Raw genomic sequence first — 18,017 nt, 5'->3', positions numbered from 1 at the left:
CTTCCCCCGGAATCGGTGTTCCACATGCTCCGGTGCACGCACGCAGTGCTGTAGCTGAACTGCCGCACTCCGAGCCAGCAAGGCTCATGCGGTGCGAACGGGGGCCTCGGGCTGTTTCGAGGTGGTGCATGCGGTGACGCCCCTCCCCGCGGCAGTTATTCGTCGCTTCGTGGCCCTTCGACAGGGCGACGTCCCGCACCGTCCCGTCAGTAGGCGATGCAGTCGAACTTCTCGATGACGGCTCGAAGTTCCTCGGGCGTGGTCTCGAAACGCTCGGCAGCGGAGGGAGCGTAGTAGCTCAGGGCCTGGGTGGACGGCGGGTGGGTATGCAGGTTGTCCACGACGACCTCGCCGAAGCTCCCCGGCCATTTGACGCTGCGCAGTTCGGGGGCTCGGCCAATGGGGTCCAGGAAGGTGAAGCAGGGCCACCTGGGGAAGCGCAGGGTGTTGATGTCGCCACCGTGAAACCGACAACCTGCCAGCCGGGCCTCGGTGAAGTCGCAGTCCTCGATGGACCCGTGCTCCCACCCTGTGCCGTACTCGGGCCAGTGGCCGAAGTCGCACCCCGAGAAGCGCCCCTTGAACTGGCAGCCCTTGAGGGCGGCCTTCACCCATTGCTGGTGGTTCTTCAACTCCTGCCTCACCTCGAAAGTGCAGTTGATGAACCGTGCTCCAATGATGATCAAACTCCTGGCGGACACCTTCAGGATGACGGTGCAGTTCCTGAGCGACAGGTTGGGGCCAAGGAAATAGAGCGAGTTCTTGTCCGACAACTCCAGCCGCTCGTTTTCAATCTCCTTGTTCTCAAGGAGGACGTTCTCCAACCACTCCATGATTGCTCCTCTCAGAAGGTGAGCATCCGGAAGAACTCGCCCGCCATGCGCCTGCCGCGCCAGGGTCGACTCCGTTCCGGAACCGTGGGAGAGCCACTATGGTCAGGCGCACGCATCAGTAGACGATGCAATCGAACTGCTCAACGACCGCTTTGAATGCTTCCTCGGTGGTCTCTCGTCGTTTGGCGAGGGCCGGAGCGTAGAGCGTTACGGCCCTTGTGCAGGGAGGATCCCTGTACTGACCCTCCACGATGATCGGGCGAAAACCTCCCGGCCACTGGACGCTGTTGAGTTCGCGGGCTCGGCCAATGGGGTCCAGGAGGGTGAAACAGGGCCACTTGGGAAAGCGGAGGGTGGCAGGGTCACAGCCCATGATGCGGCAGCCATCCAGGCGGGCCTCGGTGAAGTCACAGTCCTCGATGGACCCAAGCTGACACCATGGCAGGCTGCTGTACTCGGGCCAGTGGCCGAAATCGCACCCCGTCAGACGCCCCTTGAAGCGGCATCCCTTGAGGGATGCCCCTATCCAGTCTTGATAGTTCTTCAACTCCTGCTTCACCTCGAAGGCGCAATCGACGAACTGGGCCCTGTCGATGGACAGGCGCCGAGAGGCCACCTTCAGCACAAGGGTGCAGTTCTTCAGCGTCAGGTTGGGTCCGAGAATGTAGTTCGCATCCTTGTCCGTCAGTTCCAGCCGTTCGTTTTCGATTTCCCGGTCCTTGAAGACGATGTTACCGAGCCAGTCCATGACCGTCCCTTTTAGAAGGTGAGCATCCGGAACAATTCGCCCGCCATACGGCGGCCATGCCGCGCCAGGTTCGTTTGTGTGCCGGAAAGAATCTCGTACTTGTATCCGCCCGGTGAGAGGTCAACCACATCGACCCCTTGCTGGTTGAAGCGATAGAGATGTTGGAATTGTCGTTTTAGCTCTTCATGCACGTAGCGCCCCCGGGCCTCGCGCTCCAGCAGTCTCGCCAGCCAGTACTCGCCCTTCTTCAGGGCTTCGTCGATGGCGTCTCGCTCGGCGCGCGAGAGCCTGTGAGGTCCCCACTCGTTCGCGGCCTGGGTAACGGCCTGCTGGAGCATGTCGCCCACCTTGTCCTCGGCGGGTATGTCCGCGGCCGACTTGCCTCGGGGCACGTGCCAGCGCTGGCCGTCGCTCAGTTCCACCTGCCGGTTGCCACCCCGGTGGCGGATGACGGTTTCCGCGAAGCGGCCCCCAGGCGCCTGTCCCCTACTGCTGCCCTGCCCCTTCTTGAGCATCACCACGGCCAGGGGGCCCTGGGGTGAGGTGGCCACCGTGTCCACCGCCACCACGGCTTGGGCCAGGGCGCCCTCCGTCGCCAGCGCCTCCTCCGTCACCTCCAGGCGCCCCATGACGCCGGCGCCGCCCTGCGCCTCGAATTGCTTGCCCGCGAGGTTGAAGCGCGGCAGCGACTTCACTCGCGGCAGCACCTGCCCCAGCGTGTGCCCGCCCAGCGTGGCCACCGCGAGAATCATCGCCCTCGCCGCATCCTCTCCCTCTGGAATCAGTGTTCCACTTCCCCTGGAATCGGTGTTCCACATGGTCCGGTGCACGCACGCGGTGCTGTAGCTGACCTGCCGCACTCCGAGCCGGCAGGGCTCATGCGGTGCGAACGGGGGCCTCGGGCTGTTTCGAGGTGGTGCATGCGGTGACGCCCCTCCCCGCGGCAGTTATTCGTCGCTTCGTGGCCCTTCGACAGGGCGACGTCCCGCACCGTCCCGTCAGTAGGCGATGCAGTCGAACTTCTCGATGACGGCTCGGAGTTCCTCGGGCGTGGTCTCGAAACGCTCGGCAGCGGAGGGAGCGTAATAAGTCAAGGCCTGGGTGGACGGCGGGTGGGTATGCAGGTTGTCCACGACGACCTCGCCGAAGCTCCCCGGCCATTTGACGCTGCGCAGTTCGGGGGCTCGGCCAATGGGGTCCAGGAAGGTGAAGCAAGGCCACTTGGGGAAGCGCAGGGTGTTGATGTCGCCACCGTGAAACCGACAACCTGCCAGCCGGGCCTCGGTGAAGTCGCAGTCCTCGATGGAGCCGTGCTGAAACCCCGGCAGGCTCATGTACTCGGGCCAGTGCCCGAAGTCGCACCCCGACAGTCGCCCCTTGAACCGACAGCCCTTCAGCGACGCCGCCAGCCATTGCTGGTGGTTCTTCAGTTCCTGCTTCACCTCGAAGGTGCAGTTGATGAAGCGCGCTCCATCGAAGAAGAGACGCGGGGCGGACACCTTCAGCACGAGGGTGCAGTTCTTCACCGTCAGGTTGGGGCCCAGGAAGTAATGCGCCTCCTTATCCATCAACTCCAGCCGCTCGTTTTCAATCTCCGTGTTCTCGAAGAGGACGTTACCGAACCGGTCCATGGCACCGCCCCTTTCAGAAGGTGAGCATCCGGAAGAACTCGCCCGCCATACGCCTGCCGTGCCGTGCCAAGTTCGACTCCGTGCCAGCGAGAATCTCGTACTGGCGGTTGTTCGTCAGATCAACCACGTCGACGCCCTGGTGGTTGAACCGAAAGCGACCTTTGAATTGCGCCTCTACCTTGGCATGCACGAACCGCCCCCGGGCCTCGCGCTCCAACAAGCGCGCCAGCCAGTATTCGCCCTTCTTTTTGGCCTGCTCGATGGCGTCTTTTTCGTTCGGCGAGAGTCTATGGGGCCCCCATTCGTTGGCAACCTTGGAGACGGCCTCCTGGAGCATGTCGCCCACCTTGTCCTCGGCGGGAATGTCCGCGGCCGACTTGCCCCGGGGCACGTGCCAGCGCTGGCCGTCGCTCAGTTCCACCTGCCGGTTGCCGCCCCGGTGGCGGATGACGGTTTCCGCGAAGCGGCCCCCAGGCGCCTGTCCCCTACTGCTGCCCTGCCCCTTCTTGAGCATCACCACGGCCAGGGGGCCCTGGGGTGAGGTGGCCACCGTGTCCACCGCCACCACGGCTTGGGCCAGGGCGCCCTCCGTCGCCAGCGCCTCCTCCGTCACCTCCAGGCGCCCCATGACGCCGGCGCCGCCCTGCGCCTCGAATTGCTTCCCCGCGAGGTTGAAGCGCGGCAGCGACTTCACTCGCGGCAGCACCTGCCCCAGCGTGTGCCCGCCCAGCGTGGCCACCGCGAGAATCATCGCCCTCGCCGCGTCCTCTCCCAGTACCTTGCCAAACTCCGCACCCGCCGCGCGCAACTCCTCGAAGGTGCTGGCGTGGTGCGCCGTGTCGGCCAGGCGGGCCCATCCGTCCATGAGCCCGTACACCGTGCTGAGGCCCAGATAGCCCATCAGCAGGAGCGTCATGCCGGCGGCCAGGGCCTTGCTCGTCGGCTCGGGCACCACCCACAGCATGCAGTAGAGCGCCACCGTCCAGACGACCGTGGACACCATCATCCGCACGTCCAGCAACTCGTGCACCAGGGCCTGGCGCGTCTCGTCGAGCACGTGGCCAAACGCCAGCGCCAGGGCGAACGTCCGCCGGTCGTCCGTGCGCAGGTAGGGCCCGTCGTCCAGCAGGCCCAGGCAATCACCGCCTCCCCGAGGCACACACCACTGGAGGTACCTGGCCCTCAGGGCTTCCTCCGCCGCGGGGGTGAGCACCACCGGGCCCTCCTGGCGCTCGGGCACCAGGGTGTAGGCCTGGTCGCGGTACACCTCCAGCAGCCAGTCTCCCTGACTGTCCACCGTCTCCACGCCCTCGGGGGGTGGCAGCAGGTGGAGCAACTCCCGGGCGGCCGCCTGGGGACTCTTCGTCCCCAGCCGCACGTCGCGCGAGAGGCGCAGGAAGGCCCGTTGGAACTCGGCCCGGGGTATGCGCACCGGCCGGGTGGCGATGGCGCCAGGCTCCAGGCAGTCCGCGTCGTACACGGTGGCGGACTCGAAGCCGGGCTCCGCCGTGGCGGCCACACGCTCCTTGGGCGCCGGTGGGGGCGTCAGCGAGGGGGAGCGGTAGCCGGCAAACCCCCCGTGGGGGCGGCCCGTGGCGCATGAGAACTGGAAGAAGACGACGAGGAGGGCCCAGACACCAACGCGGGGGCTCTGACGCGCGTCCTTGGGACGAGCGCCAGGAAGACGGGTAGACACAGCGCACCTCCGGAAGCGACGTGACCGCAAAGCTGTCGCTCTGGAATTACATGGAAATGTGGTTATACCCGTCAAGTCATTGGGTTGGGCAGGGGTTGGAGAATGCAACAGGTGAGTTTCAGGCGCGGCGCCACCCGTCACGGGGCGGTGCTACGGGAACGTCACGTTCTCCAGGATGACGGAGCGCCCGTCCACGTCCCACAGCGTCAGGGTGTACGCGCCCTGGGCCTGCTTCGTCGTCGCCTCGAACTCCACCAGGACGCGACCAGGGAAGCCGGGGAGGATGGAAACCGGTGTCGCGTCCGGAAGGGGCGTCAGTTCCTCGCCCTTGGCCCCACGCAGCACGGCACCGGCGAGCGTCCAGGACTTCGTCCCCGGGTTCTCCAGCTGCAGTTCCACCGCGACTCGGCCCCTCTTCGCAGTTCCAGCGCGGAACGACCACGCCTCCACGAGGGCCAGCGCAGCTCGCGGCCTCGGCTTGAGGTATTTGGTGAGGTGTTTAGCGGGGACACCGATCTCATTGTTCAGGAGGCCCACAGCGTGAAGGCCCCGGAGTCCGCCCGGCCCGCCCTGCTCGGCATGGAGGCGCGCCCTCTCCTCCTCGCAGCGCTGGGCCTTCGACTCCGCATCCCGCGCCTTCTCCTCGTAGAAGGCCACGGGGCGCGTCTGCCGGATGACGTCCACCTGCCGCGCGGCCCGCGCGGGGTGTACCACCAGGAGAAAGGTGACACTCTCCGGGGCCGCTCCATCCGCGAAGTAGACCGTTACCCGCTGCGGCTCCAGGTCGCGCATTCCCTCCGAGGGAACGACCATGAACGAGTCGACCGCCTCCGCCACCCGGCGGAAGTGCTCGCGCCCCTCCAGCTCCACGCGCGCCAGCTTCGCGTCGAAAAGGAAGTTGCTGGTGAGGTCCGGAGTAACGCACAGCGTTGACACCCCAGTCGGCGCGTCGGCTCCCACGTCCAGGCGTACATCACCCGCCTCGCATGGGGGCAGTGGCGTTCGCTCGGAGGCATCAGCGGTCGAGGTGAGCAGTGCCAGGGACAGGAAGCCAGCGGAGGATGCGAGGGGCACGGGAGGTCAACCTCTCTGAGGGCGCGCGGCGGCCCCCTTCGGGGTTGGCCTCTACCACAGCTCGCCATGTGGGGGGCCCGAGCCTCCGTGCTGTCGAGCACCCGGGTGTCCTACTCGAAGGAGGACACGGGATACAGCAGCACTCGGGCGTGGACCTTGACGGCATCCGATCCGGCATCGCCCTCGATGGGCGCGCCCTTCCTTCCTGCCTCCCGAATCTCCATGCACACCGGGTACACCTTCCCTCGGGGCGTTTGCGCCCGCGTGAAGCGGCCGTAGAGGCGCGTCTCCCCGAGGAAGAGTCTCCCAGTAAGCACGGTGCCAATCCTCAACTCGCCATACGTCGAGTTCAACGTGACGGCTGCGTCGCCGGCGCGCACCGTGACGTGCTCCCCTCGGGTGCCGGGTGGAATGTCGACGCTAAGTCCTTCATCAATGGAGAGGTTCAATTCCCCCTCCATGGTTCGCACGGCGCCAGAGGGGCACTCGTCGGGCTCGGGCGTGGAGCGCACCTGGGGGCCGCTGGTGCAGGCGACCAGTACCCAGCCGCAGCTCGCGGCGAGGCACTGCCACTTCTTGCAGCGCCCTCGCTGGGGCCGGGGGGCGGGCTTCTGCTGGGGCGGCAAACGGGACTCCTGCTTGCGAAGAGGCATGGCGGTGGCGAGCGCGGGGGTGGGGGCCACGAGTGGCGCCGCGCTCCCTCCAGCTTCAGCCGCTTCCAGGGAAGCCGCCAATTCAGCGACGGGGCACGCCCGGGAAGTGAGGCATTCTGGCCGGCTCCCTTCAGGTAGGAATGCCGCCGCGGAAGGTGACGCGGTGGGCACCGGGGCAGGTAGCGACACGGGCGCCACGCGCGGCCGGACGACGAAGGCCGCGACCCAGGCCAGCGTCACCACCGCCAGGACAGCCACCACCTGGGCCGCGGGCTTCACCGCCTCCACCACCACGGAGCGCACCGGCAGCGCGCCGACACTGGTGGGCAGGAGGCGGGAGAGGCCTCGCCTCAATGTGCCAGGGGGCGATGGCGCGGCCCTGGAATCAGGGCGGGCAACGTCGGCCACGGGCGGTGGCAGGGCGCCGCCTCGGGGGGCGGGAGGTACGTCCGCGAGGAGTGCCGCGAGGGCCTCCGGAGACGGCACGGGCTCCTCGGCCACCTGTCCCCGTGCGGGCAGCTCGGCGGCCAGGCGCGGAGCCGGAGCCGCCACCCCGGGCGTGCGCTGCTTCTCCCCTTCCGGGCCCGGCTTCCGCCCGGCCTTGCGTCCACGCCGGGGGCGGGCCACGTTCCACTGGAGGACCTCCAGCGCCTCCGCGTCACGCGGCGCCTTGTCGGCATCCCGCGCGGTGGGAGCCCTGTCCGGAGCGTCCGGGTCCAACAGCGGCAAGTCCCAGGAGCCGTCCAGCTCGGCCGAGGCCAGGGCGGCCTCCAGCGCGCGGCACAGCTCGGCGCAGTCGGCGAAGCGCTCGGCGCGCTCCTTCGCCAGCATGCGCATGCAGAGGGTGGAGAGCGCCTCGGGCACACGCGGGTTCAACTCGCGCGGGGCCTTGGGGGTGAGGGTGAGAATCCTGTCGTTCAACCCTCCCTCGCGCCGGGTGCCGAAGGGCAGCACGTCCGTCAGCAACCAGTAGAAGGTGACGGCCATGGCCCACAAGTCATCCCCCTCGTCGGGCCGGTAGTGCGTGCCCTTGTTGGCGGGGTTTCTGTCGTAGCGGATGGCCTCGGGGCCGCGGTACTCGCACGTGCCGGGAGGAAGGGTGTCCCGCGTCACGGTGGGCTCGCCCGCGAGCCACCCGATCCCGAAGTCCACGAGAATGGGCCGCGCGTCCGCGTCGCGAATGAGGAGGTTGTCGCGCTTCAAGTCCCGGTGGAACACGCCCCGCGCGTGCACCGCCGCGAGCGCGAGGAGCACCTCGAGGAGGACACGGGCCACCTGGCGCGCGGAGGGGTTTTCGTCCAGCGCCCAGTCCTCCAGCGTCCGGCCCTCCACGAAGTCCATGACGAAGTAGAGGTAGCCGTACAAGGGCACGGGCCACCTGTCGTAGGCGTGGAAGCCGACGACGTTGGGGTGCGCCAGGTGCCGCAGGATGTTGATTTCCCGCTGGCCCCAGCCCTCCAGCGCACGGGCCCGGAGCAGCTTGAGCGCGAAGAAGAGCCCGGCGCGCTCCACCTTGTAGACGACGCCGAAGCCGCCCTCGCCCAGCACTTCGACGACGCGGTACTCCCCCACCCTGTCGCCTTTTTTCGGGGGAGTGAAGGGCGGGACTCGCATGGGTGGAGACAACCTCCAGGACGCGGAAGCTAATTAGCACGGGCCATCAACCCCACACGCGGCGCCCTCACTCCTCCTCGGGGGCGTTTTCGATGGAGCGGAGAATGCGGTTGAGGAGCTTCACCCGGCCGGCGGGCCAGCCGCGCAACATGCGCACCGTCCGCCGCAGCTCCGGGGGCAGGTTGCCCTCGGGGGTGGGTGCATCCACCGCGGGCGCCACCTGCGCGGGGGTGAGCGCGAGCAGCACGTCGGCGGAGAGGCCGAGCACCATGGCGAGGCGGCGCAGCGTGGGGACGGCGGGCATCATGTGGCCGCGCTCGATGCGGCCGTAGACGTTGGGGGCGAGGCCTGTCTGCCGCGCCACCTGGGCCTGGGTGAGCCCCAGCCGCTCGCGGGCGAGGCGGGCCACCTCCCCGAGGGACTTCGAGAGCCTTTCGTATTCCATGTCAGTGCGCGCGCTGCCTGGCCTCGCGTGGGGCCGATGCGGCTGGGGCAGGCAGCATCGCGCTGGCCGCGCGACTCAGGGCGGCGAGCTGGCGCGGCTTCAACTGGCGGAGCGTGCGCAGCAGGCGGCGCATCGCGGGGGGCTCGTCCACGGCGGGAGCGTCCAGCGTGAGCCATGCGGGCGGCCGCGACGAGGAAAATCCCAGCAGGGGGTTGGCGTCCAGGGCCAGGGCCCGGCACAGCCGCAGCAGGGTGGGAAGGCTCGGGAGCATCTTGCCGCGCTCCAGGCGTCCGTACACATCCGTCGCCAGGCCAATCCGCTCGGCGGCTTCCGCCTGGGTCAGCGCGGCTTTGTGACGCGCCTCGCGAGCCACCCTTCCCAGGTGACGGGCGAGCGCGGCCGGTGTCTTGGGGAGTTGGGTCATGGTGCGCCTCAATCGTCGAACTCGTCGGAGCCTTCGAGCGTCATGTCCGGAGGCAATGGGAGGACGCCCCGCTCGACAATGGGGTAGGCCCCCAACCGCTCCAGGTCCGAGGCTTGATGGAACAGGGCATTCGCCTCCGCCTTCGCCTCCTTCGCGCCGAAAGGTTTCCGCTGTTCCGGGCGGCCGAGGAAGGCGCGCAGCTCGTCGCGCATCTGCCCCGCCGTCTGGTAACGCTCGTCCGGATGGGGGCGCAGCGCCTTGGAGAGAATCCGCTGCAACGGCGCGGGCAGCTCCTCGGCGGCACGCTGTACCTCCTCCGGGCCGAAGTGCAGCACGCGGTTGGCGAGTGTCTCCAGGGGAAGGAGCGAGGAGCGCTCCCCGCGCACCTCGGGCGGAAAGCGCCTCTCCACGTCCAGCCAGAGGGTGTCAGGTGGATCCAACGGGTAGCGGGCCAGCAGCATTTCGAGCAGGACGAGCCCCAGGGAGAAGACGTCGGCCCGTCCGTCCAGCTTCCTGGGGGTGAGCGGATCCGTCTGGCTCGCCTCGGGCTTGCAGAAGCCGAGGAGGATTTCCGGGGCGATGTAGGCCGGGTCTCCCCGGAGCAGGTCCGGGGGCGTGCGGATGCGGCCGAGCAGCTCCGAGTAGGCGGCGCCAAAGTTGGTGAGCTGGATGCGTCCGTCGTCGCCCACGCGGATGCGCATGGGCCCCACGGCCCGGTGCACGAGGTGGAGGGGACGGCCCTCTTCGTCCACGGCGCGGTGCGCGCAGTCGAGCGCGTCCGCCACCTCGGCGGCGACATAGGCCGCGAAGTCGTGCGTGAGCTTCCGGTTGACGGACACGGCGGCGTCCATGAGGGAGAGCAGGAAGCGGCCATGCCCCATGTCCATGACGACGTAGGCCACCTCGTGGTGCACCGCGGAGCCGAGCACGGGGGCGATGTTGCGGTGGCGCAGGGACTTGGAGAGCCGCACTTCCTCCATGGCTCGCGTGCGGGCCTCACGCCCGTGCTCCAGGAGAACGGGCTTGAGGACAACCAGCTTGAAGGGGCCCCCCTTGGCGAGTTGGCGCGAGGAGAGCAGCAGGGTGTCGTAGTCGGGGTGCGACACCAGGGGCCGCTGAATGGAGTAGAGGTAGCCGCCCGACTCGAAAGTGAGTTGAGACGGGGACCCGCCAGAATCCGACGGCTGGGACATGCGTGGCTCCAAGCAATACTCCATGGGTTTCGTCCAGGAGGTGCCCAGACGGGTAACACGGCCCATGGACAAAGGAAAGCCCAATCCAACCGCGCAGGTCATGACTCCGACCCGACTCGCCAGAGCGGCACAAGCGCCTTTTCGGGCGTTGTGCGCCAACCCCGGCGAAATGTGGATGGATGAGTGAGCCAGCACGACCTGACTTCTCAGGTCATGCGTGGACACAGCCGGACGGCACAGCGGAAGAGGCTGGAGGCCAATCAGATCATCATGAGGCGCGCCTCACGCCTTGGGCAGCCACACGGTGAAGCAGGTGCCCTGCCCCACTTCCGTGCGCAGCTCGATGGTGCCCCCCGCCTCGCTCACCACCCGCCAGGCGACGGACAGCCCCAGGCCCACGTTGCTCCACACGTCCTTGGTGGTGAAGAAGGGCTCGAAGACGCGCGAGCGGTGCTCGGGCGCAATGCCCTTGCCCGTGTCCTCCACCTCGAAGAAGCCCTGCCCGTCGCGCTCCCCGGTGCGCAGCGTGAGCCGGCGCTGCTCGGACTTCATCATCGCGGTGCGCGCGTTGGACACCAGCGCCAGCACCACCTGCGACAGGTGCCCCGGATCCGCCCGCACCCGCACGGGCGGGCTCGCCAGCTCCATGGCGAGCTGGATGCCCTCCGCCTGAATCTGGTTCTCCGTGAGCGAGAGCGCGTCGCGCAGCACGCCCCCCAGGTCCACCGGGCGCAGCTCGGGCCGCGCGCGTTGCTGGGAGAAGCGCAGCAGGTTCTGGGTGATGTCCTTGCACCGCTTGGCGCTCAGCTCGATCTTCCGCAACGTCTCGAAGTCCGGATCCTTCTCGCCGCGCTCGAGCATCAGAAGCTGCGTGTTGCCGAGGATGCCGGCCAGGGGGTTGTTGATCTCGTGTGCCACGCCGGCGCCGAGCTGACCCACCGCCGCGAGCTTCTGGGCCTCGAGCAATTGGCTCTGCGCGGTCTTCAGCTCCGCGGTGGCCTCGTCCACGCGGACCTTGAGCTCGTCGTTCCAGCGCAGCATCCGCTCCTGGGCCCGCTCCAGCTCGCCGCCCATGGCATTGAAGGTGGAAGCCAGGTCGCTCAGCTCGTCATCGCCATCCACCTGGACACGCTGGTGCAGCTCGCCCCGGCTGAACGCCTCGGCGCCGGACACCACGCGGGCCAGCCGGCGGTTGAGCCGGCGGGTGAAGAGCGCCCCCACGCCAAGCAGCACCACGAAAGCTCCCAGGATGAACAGCAGCACCGTGCGGCGCATGGCGCGCACCGGGGCCAGCGCGGACGCCTCGTCCAGGGACACCACCACCGCGAAGTCGGGCACCTGGGGCACCCGCGCGGTGCTCACCCTCAGGGCGAGCGGCTCCACCCGGAAGCTCCGCCCCTCCGTGCCGCTCGCGGCCGCCAGGGGCGAGGCCAACGCCGACTCCAATGACTGCAAGCGGCGTCCGGCCTGGGTGCTGAGCAGGATGCTTCCGGCCGACACCTTCACCAGCTCGAGCCGTCCGAGCTCGGGCCGCGCGCGCCGCGCCAGGAGCGACTCCAGCTCGGAGAAGACGACCTCGGCGAGCGCGAAGGAGGAGTTCTCGCCATCGGCGAGCTTCACCGCCATGGCCATCGCCGTCTGGCCGGAGGGCTGGTGCGCGTAGACACCGCCCAGGAAGACCTGGCCCCGCTCCGCCTGGCGCAGCGAGCGCACCGGCACGGCCTGGGCGAGCGCCAGCGCCGCGGTGGGCTCGAACCGTGGATGGTCGTTCTCTCCCTCCGCCTGGTAGAGCGGCGCCCCCCGGGGCTTGCCCTCCGCGTCGACCGCCAGCACCGCGCTCACCGCGTAGGACTGCCCGTAGAGCAACTTCAGCCCGCCCTCGAACTCCGCGGGGGTGATGTGCTCCCAGTCGATGAGTCCCGCCGAGCGCCCGAGCGCCTCCGCCGTCTTCATCAGCTCCCCGGAGAGCGCCTCGGCGGTGGTCTCGGCGATGAGGCCCTGCTCGGAGACGATGCGGCGAGTCAGCTCCGACTCGGCTTCCGACAGCAGCGAGAAGCCCACGGCCGCCAGGGGCAGCACCGAGGCGGCCAGCATGAAGAGGACGAGTTGCTGGTAGAGTCTCATCCCACGCTCGTCCGCACGAAGGCCTGTTCGCGATCACTGCGCAGGTAGACCGAGCCCGGAATGGACTTGGCGCGCTTCTTCAGGTCCGAGGCCCGCCGCGCCAGCTCCGTGAGCGCCTGGCCGGGCACGCTGTCGCCGAGCACCGCCACCACCGACACGCTCATGATGGGACAGCGGCGCGTGTCCCCATAGCGCCCCTGTGTCTCGATGTAGCCGCGCTCCCGGTCCTGCTTGTCGTAGTAGAGCGGGATGAGCCGATCGAAGACCTCGAGCGCGCGCTGGCACACCCGGTCCACGCTCTCGGCGGAGGTGACGAAGACGAAGTCATCTCCCGTCATGTGCCCGAGGAAGTCGCCGGGCAGCCCCTCGCGGGCGAGCACCTCGCGCAGGAGATCTCCCGTCTGGCGGATGACGCCATCGGCCTTCGCCAGGCCGTAGTAGTCCTGGTAGGCCTTGAGGTTGTCCAGGTCCAGGTAGCAGTAGGCGAACGGGGTGCGCTCGGCGCAGCGGCGTTGGATCTCCCGCTCGATGGCGCCCGGGCCGGGCAGTTGCGTGGTGGGCGAAGCGCCGCGCTCGCGCTGCTTGCGGCGCAGCACCGCCTCCACGCGCGAGCCGAGCGTCAACGCGTCGAAGGGCCTGGCGAGCACGTCATCGGCGCCGCGCTTCAGGGCGCGCACCTTGATGGACGTGTCGGCCGAGGGGGCGAGGAAGAGCACGGAGATGGAGCCGCTGGCGCGCTCGGCCTTGATCTCCTCGAGGAAGTGGTAGCCATCGCCGTCGGGCAGTTGCGCGTTGAGCAGCAGCACGTCCGGGCGGTGCTCGCCCAGGGCGCGGTGGGCGAGCGCCAGGGAGGTGGCCACGCGCACCTCGTAGCCGAGGCCGCCGAGCGCCTCGTGGCAGAGCGAGGCCATCTTCTCGTCGGCGTCCGCGAGGAGCACGCGCCCCTGGGACTTGCCGGCGCGTCCGCGCACGAGCGAGTCCGTGGTGGCCAAAAGGCTCTCGGCGCTCAGGGGCATGGACAGGAAGGCATCCGCCCCGGCCCGGAAGGCGCGCGGGCGCTCGTCGAAGGCGGACAGGACGAGCACGGGCAGCAGGCGCGTGCGCGGATCCTGCCGGAGCAGCTCCGTGAGCCGCAGCCCATCGATGACGGGCAGCCGGGCATCCACGAGCATCGCGTCCGGCGGCCGGGTGCGCGCGAGTGACAGGGCCTCCTCGGCGTTGGGCACGATGCGCACCGCGTAGCCGCGCGCGCGCAGCAGCGCCTTGGTGATGAAGGCGATGTTCCGATCGGACTCCACGAGCACCAGGTGGCCGCGCGGCGCGGCGTCCTGCTTGCGCGGGGAGTCCAGCTCCTCGGGCCGGGGCGGCTCGGAGCCGGGCTCCAGGGGGAACACCGCGATGAAGCGCACCCCATCCGCGCACGGCTCGCTCCAGATGTGGCCGCCGTGCGACTGCACGATGTTGCGGCAGATGGCCAGCCCCAGCCCCGTGCCGCGCACGGTGCGGTTGGCCTGGGTGCGCGCCTGCTCGAAGCGGTCGAAGATGCGCTCCAGGTTCTCCTCGGCGATGGGCTCGCCGCTGTTCCAGCACGACAGGGCGAAGTAGCCGGGCACCGCCGAGGTGCTCTTGAGCGCCAGCCGCATCTGGCCGCCCTCGGGGGTGAACTTGGCGGCGTTGGTGAGCAGGTTGTTGAGCACCTGGGTGATGCGGTTGGGATCCACCTGGGCGCGCTGGCCATGTTGCGGCAGGGCGGTGGTCATCGTCACGCCGCGCGCCTGGAACGCCGGGCCGTACTTCTCCACCGCGCGGCGCACCAGCTCGTCCACGTACGTCCACTCGAAGTTCATCCGCAGCCGGCCCTTGGCGAACTTGGCCAGGTCCAGCAGGTCATCCACGATGGCGTTGAGCTTCTCCGTCGAGTCGCGCGCGAGCATGAGGTAGCGCCGCTGCTTCTCGTTCATGTCCGTGGTGAGGAAGTTGAGCACCAGGTCCAACGAGCCGGAGATGGAGGTGAGGGGCGTGCGCAGCTCGTGGCTCACCATGTGGACGAACTCGTCCTTGCGCTCCTCGAGCTGCTTTTGCTCGGTGACGTCGCGCAGCACCACGCACACGCCGCGCAGCGCGCCCCGCCCGTCGTGCACCGGGGTCACCGTGGTGTGGATGGTGCGCGCATCCAGCGTGAGCTCCTCGCGCAGCACCTGGGTGCTGCCCGCCTCCCAGCCGTGCACCAGCTCGAAGGGATCGAACCCGAGCCGCTCGCGCAGCCGCGGTCCGGCGTCCTGGAGGGCGCCGTCCTCCAGCCGCAGCAGGCGGCGCGCGGCGGGGTTGAGCACCACCACCTCGTTCTTCTCGTCGGTGAGCAGCACGCCATCGGCCATGGACTGCACCATGCGCTCCATGCGCTGGCGCGACGCCTCCTCGGAGGCGCGCAGGGACTGGATGGCGGCGGCCGTCTGGTTGGCCAGGGTGTCGAGCAGCGCGCCATCCTCCTCGGAGTAGGCGTTCGCGCGCTCGGAGAAGAGCGACAGGAGCCCCACCGGACGGCCCTCGGCGGTGAGGGCCACGGTGAGCTGGCTGCCCCAGACGATGGGGGCGGCGGTGTCCGGGGACGTGGAGCCCTCGACGTGGGAGATGACGCGGTCCTCGGACAACATCAGCCCCGAGCGCGTGCTCCAGGCGCCCAGCATGGACTCCTTGACGCCGATCAGCGCCTGCTCGCCCACGGCCAGCCCCTGGCAGCGCAGGCGCAGGGTGGCCGTGCGATCCCACCCCACCGCGATGAGGGCCGCCCCACAGTCGTACGGCAGCACGCGCGACACCGCCACGAGCACCCGATCGATGATGGCGTCGTAGTCGAGCGGCTCCCCGGCGCTCGCGCGGCTCACCTCGTAGAGCACGTCCAGCGCCTCCACCCGCTGGTGCAGCTGGCGCAAGAGCCGCTCCTTGTCGCGCCGCAGCTGGGTGTAGTCCACCGCGTTCTTCACGGTGAAGACGAGGTCGTTCAGGTCCCACGGCTTGGTGATGTAGCGGTAGACCTGCCCCCGGTTGATGGCCGCGATGATGTCCTCGGGGTTGGTGTAGCCGGTGAGCAGCAGCGCCGTGACGTCGAGGCCCTCGGCGCGCGCGGCCGTCACCAGCTCGATGCCCGTCATCTCCGGCATGCGCTGGTCGGTGATGAGCACGTCCACGGGGTGGCGCCGCAGCAGCTCCAGGGCCTCGCGGCCCGAGGAGGCCGAGAGCACCTGGTAGCGCTTGTGGAACATGCGCTGGAGGAGATCGATGACATCCGGCTCGTCATCGACCAACAGCAGGGTATGTCGGGTGTCGGACACGGTTGGCCAAGTCTACGCCCAGCCGGGGTGCCCCCTCAGCATCCGTCCTCGGGGGGCCGGAGCACCCTTGAACGCATTGACTCTATACGTATGTTCAGGGAGCATGCGGGAACTGAAAGCCTGTTTCGCAGGTGGGTTGCCCACCAGCCGAGGGAGCCGGGCATCATGGAAGAGCTGACCGAACGTCAACGGGAAATCCTCGCCTTCATCGTGAAGGAGACCGAGTCGCGGGGCTTCCCGCCGACCATCCGGGAGATCGGCGAGGAGATGGACATCCGCTCGACCAACGGGGTGAACGATCACCTCAAGGCGCTCGAGCGCAAGGGCTACCTCAACCGGGGCGAGCAGCAGAGCCGCTCGCTGGTGCCCACCAAGCGGGCGCGCCTGCTGCTGGGACTGGGAGTGAAGAAGGAGTCGGGGATGGTGGAAGTCCCCCTGCTCGGCAAGGTGGCGGCCGGCGCTCCCCTGCTCGCCCAGGAGAACGCGGAGGACTCGGTCCGCATCGACAGCTTCCTGTTGGGGGGCAACGGGCGCGAGGTGTTCGCGCTCCGGGTCAAGGGCCAGTCGATGATCGACGACGGCATCTTCGACGGGGACTACCTCTTCGTGCGCAAGGCGGCGCAGGCGCAGCCCGGCGACATCGTGGTGGCGCTCATCGAGGACGAGGCCACGGTCAAGCGCTACTACCCCGAGGGCGATCGCATCCGCTTCCAGCCGGCCAACGCCACCATGCAGCCCATCTACGTGAACCGGGCGGACTTCCGCTCCACGATGATCCTCGGCCAGGTGGTGGGCGTGTACCGCAAGCTGCCGGGCGGCAAGAACTGAGGCGTCACGGGGCCCCCTCCCTTCGGGGCCCCCCGCTCTTCGAGGCCGCTCAGCGCAGGCGCTCGTCCTGGACGATGCGGCCATCGAAGAGGCTCACCTGACGCGTCCCGAGCCGCGCCTGATTCGGATCATGGGTCACCATGATCAGGGTGGCGCCGCCCTGGTGCAGCTCGGTGAGCAGTTGCATCACCTGCGCTCCATTCTTCGAGTCGAGGTTGCCGGTGGGCTCGTCCGCCAGGAGCAGGAGGGGCTCGCCCGCCACGGCGCGCGCCACGGCCACGCGCTGCTGCTGGCCGCCGGAGATCTGCCCGGGCATGTGCCGCGCCCGGTGGCTCATGCCCACGCGCTCCAGGGCCCGCTCCACCCGGGCATGGCGCTCGTCCGCCGCCATGTCGCGATAGGTCAGCGGCAGCTCCACGTTCTCGTAGACGGACAGGTCGCCAATCAGGTTGAAGCTCTGGAAGATGAAGCCGATGTGCTGGTTGCGCACCAGCGCCCGCTGCGCCGGGGACAGCTCCAACACCGGCTGCCCATCCAGCAGGTAGCGCCCCCGGGAGACCGTGTCCAACAACCCCAGTACCGCCAGCAGGCTCGACTTGCCCGAGCCCGAGGGCCCCACGATGGACACCCACTCGCCCTGGCCCACCGAGAGGTTCACCTCCGAGAGCGCGTGCGTCTCCATCTCGTCCGTCTCGAAGACCTTGGTGAGGCCCTCGAGCCGCAACAGCTCCTTCGCCGGCTCCTCTCGCGGCTGCTCGTCGCGCGCCCGCGTTTGCCCCGCTCCGCTCGTCATCGCCATCTCCCGCGGCAGATCAGACGCCTCCCAGATTCTTCCTCAAAACGATGAACTCTCGAAACAGTGGAGGGACGGGTAGGAGGCTTCACCCGGGGAAACCACAGGTGTCCGCGAGGGGCGTCCAGGAGCCGGAGGGCCCGCGGACCGGATAGTCCCCGAGTCCCGTTCCGGTTGATTTGACAATCATGACGCGAATTACCAAGTGCTGTTGACTGGCAGTAGTTTTGTTTCTATAACTTTCCTCACCGTTTGCGCGGCTGTGACTCAGCCCCCTGAACAGCAGACGCGCCAGGCGGTTTCGTAGCGCCCTCTACCAACGACAAGGGAGTGCCTCATGAAGAAGCTCAACTGCGCCGCTGCCATCGCCTCGCTCGCTGTTGCCGCTGGTCCCCTCGCCATCGACGCGTCCGTCGACAGCGACAAGACCCTGACCCTGAGCGCCGAGCAGTCCGAAGTCTCGTTGGCGTTGGAGATCGAGGGCTACAACGACCTGCTCGCGGCCTCCAGCCAGCAGCAGCAGCAGCAGCAGCAGCAGACCCGCTCGCAGCGCGACAGCGCGGGCATCCAGTTCGCCCCCAGCGACAGCGGCTTCGCGGTCTGATTCTGCTGTAGGGAAAGGCCCCGGG

At 68.7% G+C, this 18,017-nt stretch carries 14 protein-coding genes and 1 pseudogene; 2 read left to right on the top strand and 13 right to left on the bottom strand.

From position 1 onward, the window contains the following. Positions 1 to 206: 206 nt before the first annotated feature. The 12 genes and pseudogenes from D187_RS38550 to D187_RS38495 form a co-directional block, all read right to left on the bottom strand. Positions 207 to 833, bottom strand: coding sequence for a hypothetical protein (locus D187_RS38550; protein ID WP_020918558.1), 627 nt, complete (start codon positions 831 to 833; stop codon positions 207 to 209). 115 nt (positions 834 to 948) lie between these two features. Next, positions 949 to 1,581: a pentapeptide repeat-containing protein gene (locus D187_RS38545; protein WP_002632739.1), complete on the bottom strand. Its 633-nt coding sequence runs from the start codon at positions 1,579 to 1,581 to the stop codon at positions 949 to 951. 11 nt (positions 1,582 to 1,592) lie between these two features. After that, positions 1,593 to 2,354, bottom strand: a pseudogene (locus tag D187_RS58430) (SitA5 family polymorphic toxin); the annotation flags it as partial. Positions 2,355 to 2,579: 225 nt separating this feature from the next. Beyond that, positions 2,580 to 3,212 (bottom strand): hypothetical protein, encoded by a 633-nt coding sequence (locus D187_RS38535; protein ID WP_020918555.1) that lies wholly within the window; start codon positions 3,210 to 3,212, stop codon positions 2,580 to 2,582. 13 nt (positions 3,213 to 3,225) lie between these two features. After that, positions 3,226 to 4,908, bottom strand: a complete 1,683-nt coding sequence (gene sitA5 / locus D187_RS51025) for a SitA5 family polymorphic toxin (RefSeq protein ID WP_020918554.1) — start codon at positions 4,906 to 4,908, stop codon at positions 3,226 to 3,228. Between the two features lie 150 nt (positions 4,909 to 5,058). Then, positions 5,059 to 5,982, bottom strand: coding sequence for a DUF2381 family protein (locus tag D187_RS38525; protein ID WP_076606308.1), 924 nt, complete (start codon positions 5,980 to 5,982; stop codon positions 5,059 to 5,061). Positions 5,983 to 6,092: 110 nt separating this feature from the next. After that, the gene (locus tag D187_RS38520) at positions 6,093 to 8,249 is read right to left on the bottom strand and encodes a serine/threonine protein kinase (protein ID WP_081714022.1); all 2,157 of its coding nucleotides are present in this window, start codon (positions 8,247 to 8,249) and stop codon (positions 6,093 to 6,095) included. Positions 8,250 to 8,316: 67 nt separating this feature from the next. Further along, the gene (locus tag D187_RS38515) at positions 8,317 to 8,694 is read right to left on the bottom strand and encodes a helix-turn-helix domain-containing protein (protein WP_002630439.1); all 378 of its coding nucleotides are present in this window, start codon (positions 8,692 to 8,694) and stop codon (positions 8,317 to 8,319) included. 1 nt (position 8,695) lies between these two features. Then, a complete protein-coding gene (locus D187_RS38510) occupies positions 8,696 to 9,118 on the bottom strand; it encodes a helix-turn-helix transcriptional regulator (RefSeq protein WP_002630437.1) in 423 nt (140 codons plus the stop codon). 8 nt (positions 9,119 to 9,126) lie between these two features. Further along, a complete protein-coding gene (locus tag D187_RS38505; protein ID WP_002630435.1) occupies positions 9,127 to 10,311 on the bottom strand; it encodes a protein kinase domain-containing protein in 1,185 nt (394 codons plus the stop codon). A 282-nt stretch (positions 10,312 to 10,593) separates the two neighbouring features. After that, a complete protein-coding gene (locus tag D187_RS58965) occupies positions 10,594 to 12,435 on the bottom strand; it encodes a sensor histidine kinase (RefSeq protein WP_002630432.1) in 1,842 nt (613 codons plus the stop codon). Then, entirely contained in the window at positions 12,432 to 15,767 is a 3,336-nt protein-coding gene (locus D187_RS38495) for a response regulator (RefSeq protein ID WP_002630429.1), read from the bottom strand. Before D187_RS38495 ends, D187_RS58965 begins: the two co-directional genes overlap by 4 nt. Positions 15,768 to 15,932: 165 nt before the next feature. Here D187_RS38495 and lexA point away from each other — a divergent pair, with 165 nt between their 5' ends. After that, on the top strand, positions 15,933 to 16,595 hold the full coding sequence (gene lexA, locus D187_RS38490) for a transcriptional repressor LexA (RefSeq protein ID WP_002630426.1): 663 nt from the start codon (positions 15,933 to 15,935) through the stop codon (positions 16,593 to 16,595). A gap of 49 nt (positions 16,596 to 16,644) precedes the next feature. On the opposite strand, the gene D187_RS38485 is transcribed toward lexA, so the two are convergent. Next, positions 16,645 to 17,388: an ABC transporter ATP-binding protein gene (locus tag D187_RS38485; RefSeq protein WP_002630424.1), complete on the bottom strand. Its 744-nt coding sequence runs from the start codon at positions 17,386 to 17,388 to the stop codon at positions 16,645 to 16,647. Positions 17,389 to 17,725: 337 nt separating this feature from the next. On the opposite strand from D187_RS38485, the gene D187_RS38480 reads away from it, so the two are divergent. Next, positions 17,726 to 17,992 carry a hypothetical protein gene (locus D187_RS38480; protein ID WP_002630422.1) on the top strand — a complete coding sequence of 89 codons (267 nt, stop codon included), beginning with the start codon at positions 17,726 to 17,728 and terminating at the stop codon, positions 17,990 to 17,992. The last annotated feature ends 25 nt before the right edge of the window (positions 17,993 to 18,017 follow it).

The organism is Cystobacter fuscus DSM 2262 (assembly GCF_000335475.2).
Taxonomy (GTDB): domain Bacteria; phylum Myxococcota; class Myxococcia; order Myxococcales; family Myxococcaceae; genus Cystobacter; species Cystobacter fuscus.
Note: the sequence above shows the minus strand (reverse complement) of the source record. Positions and strands in the feature narration are given on the sequence as shown.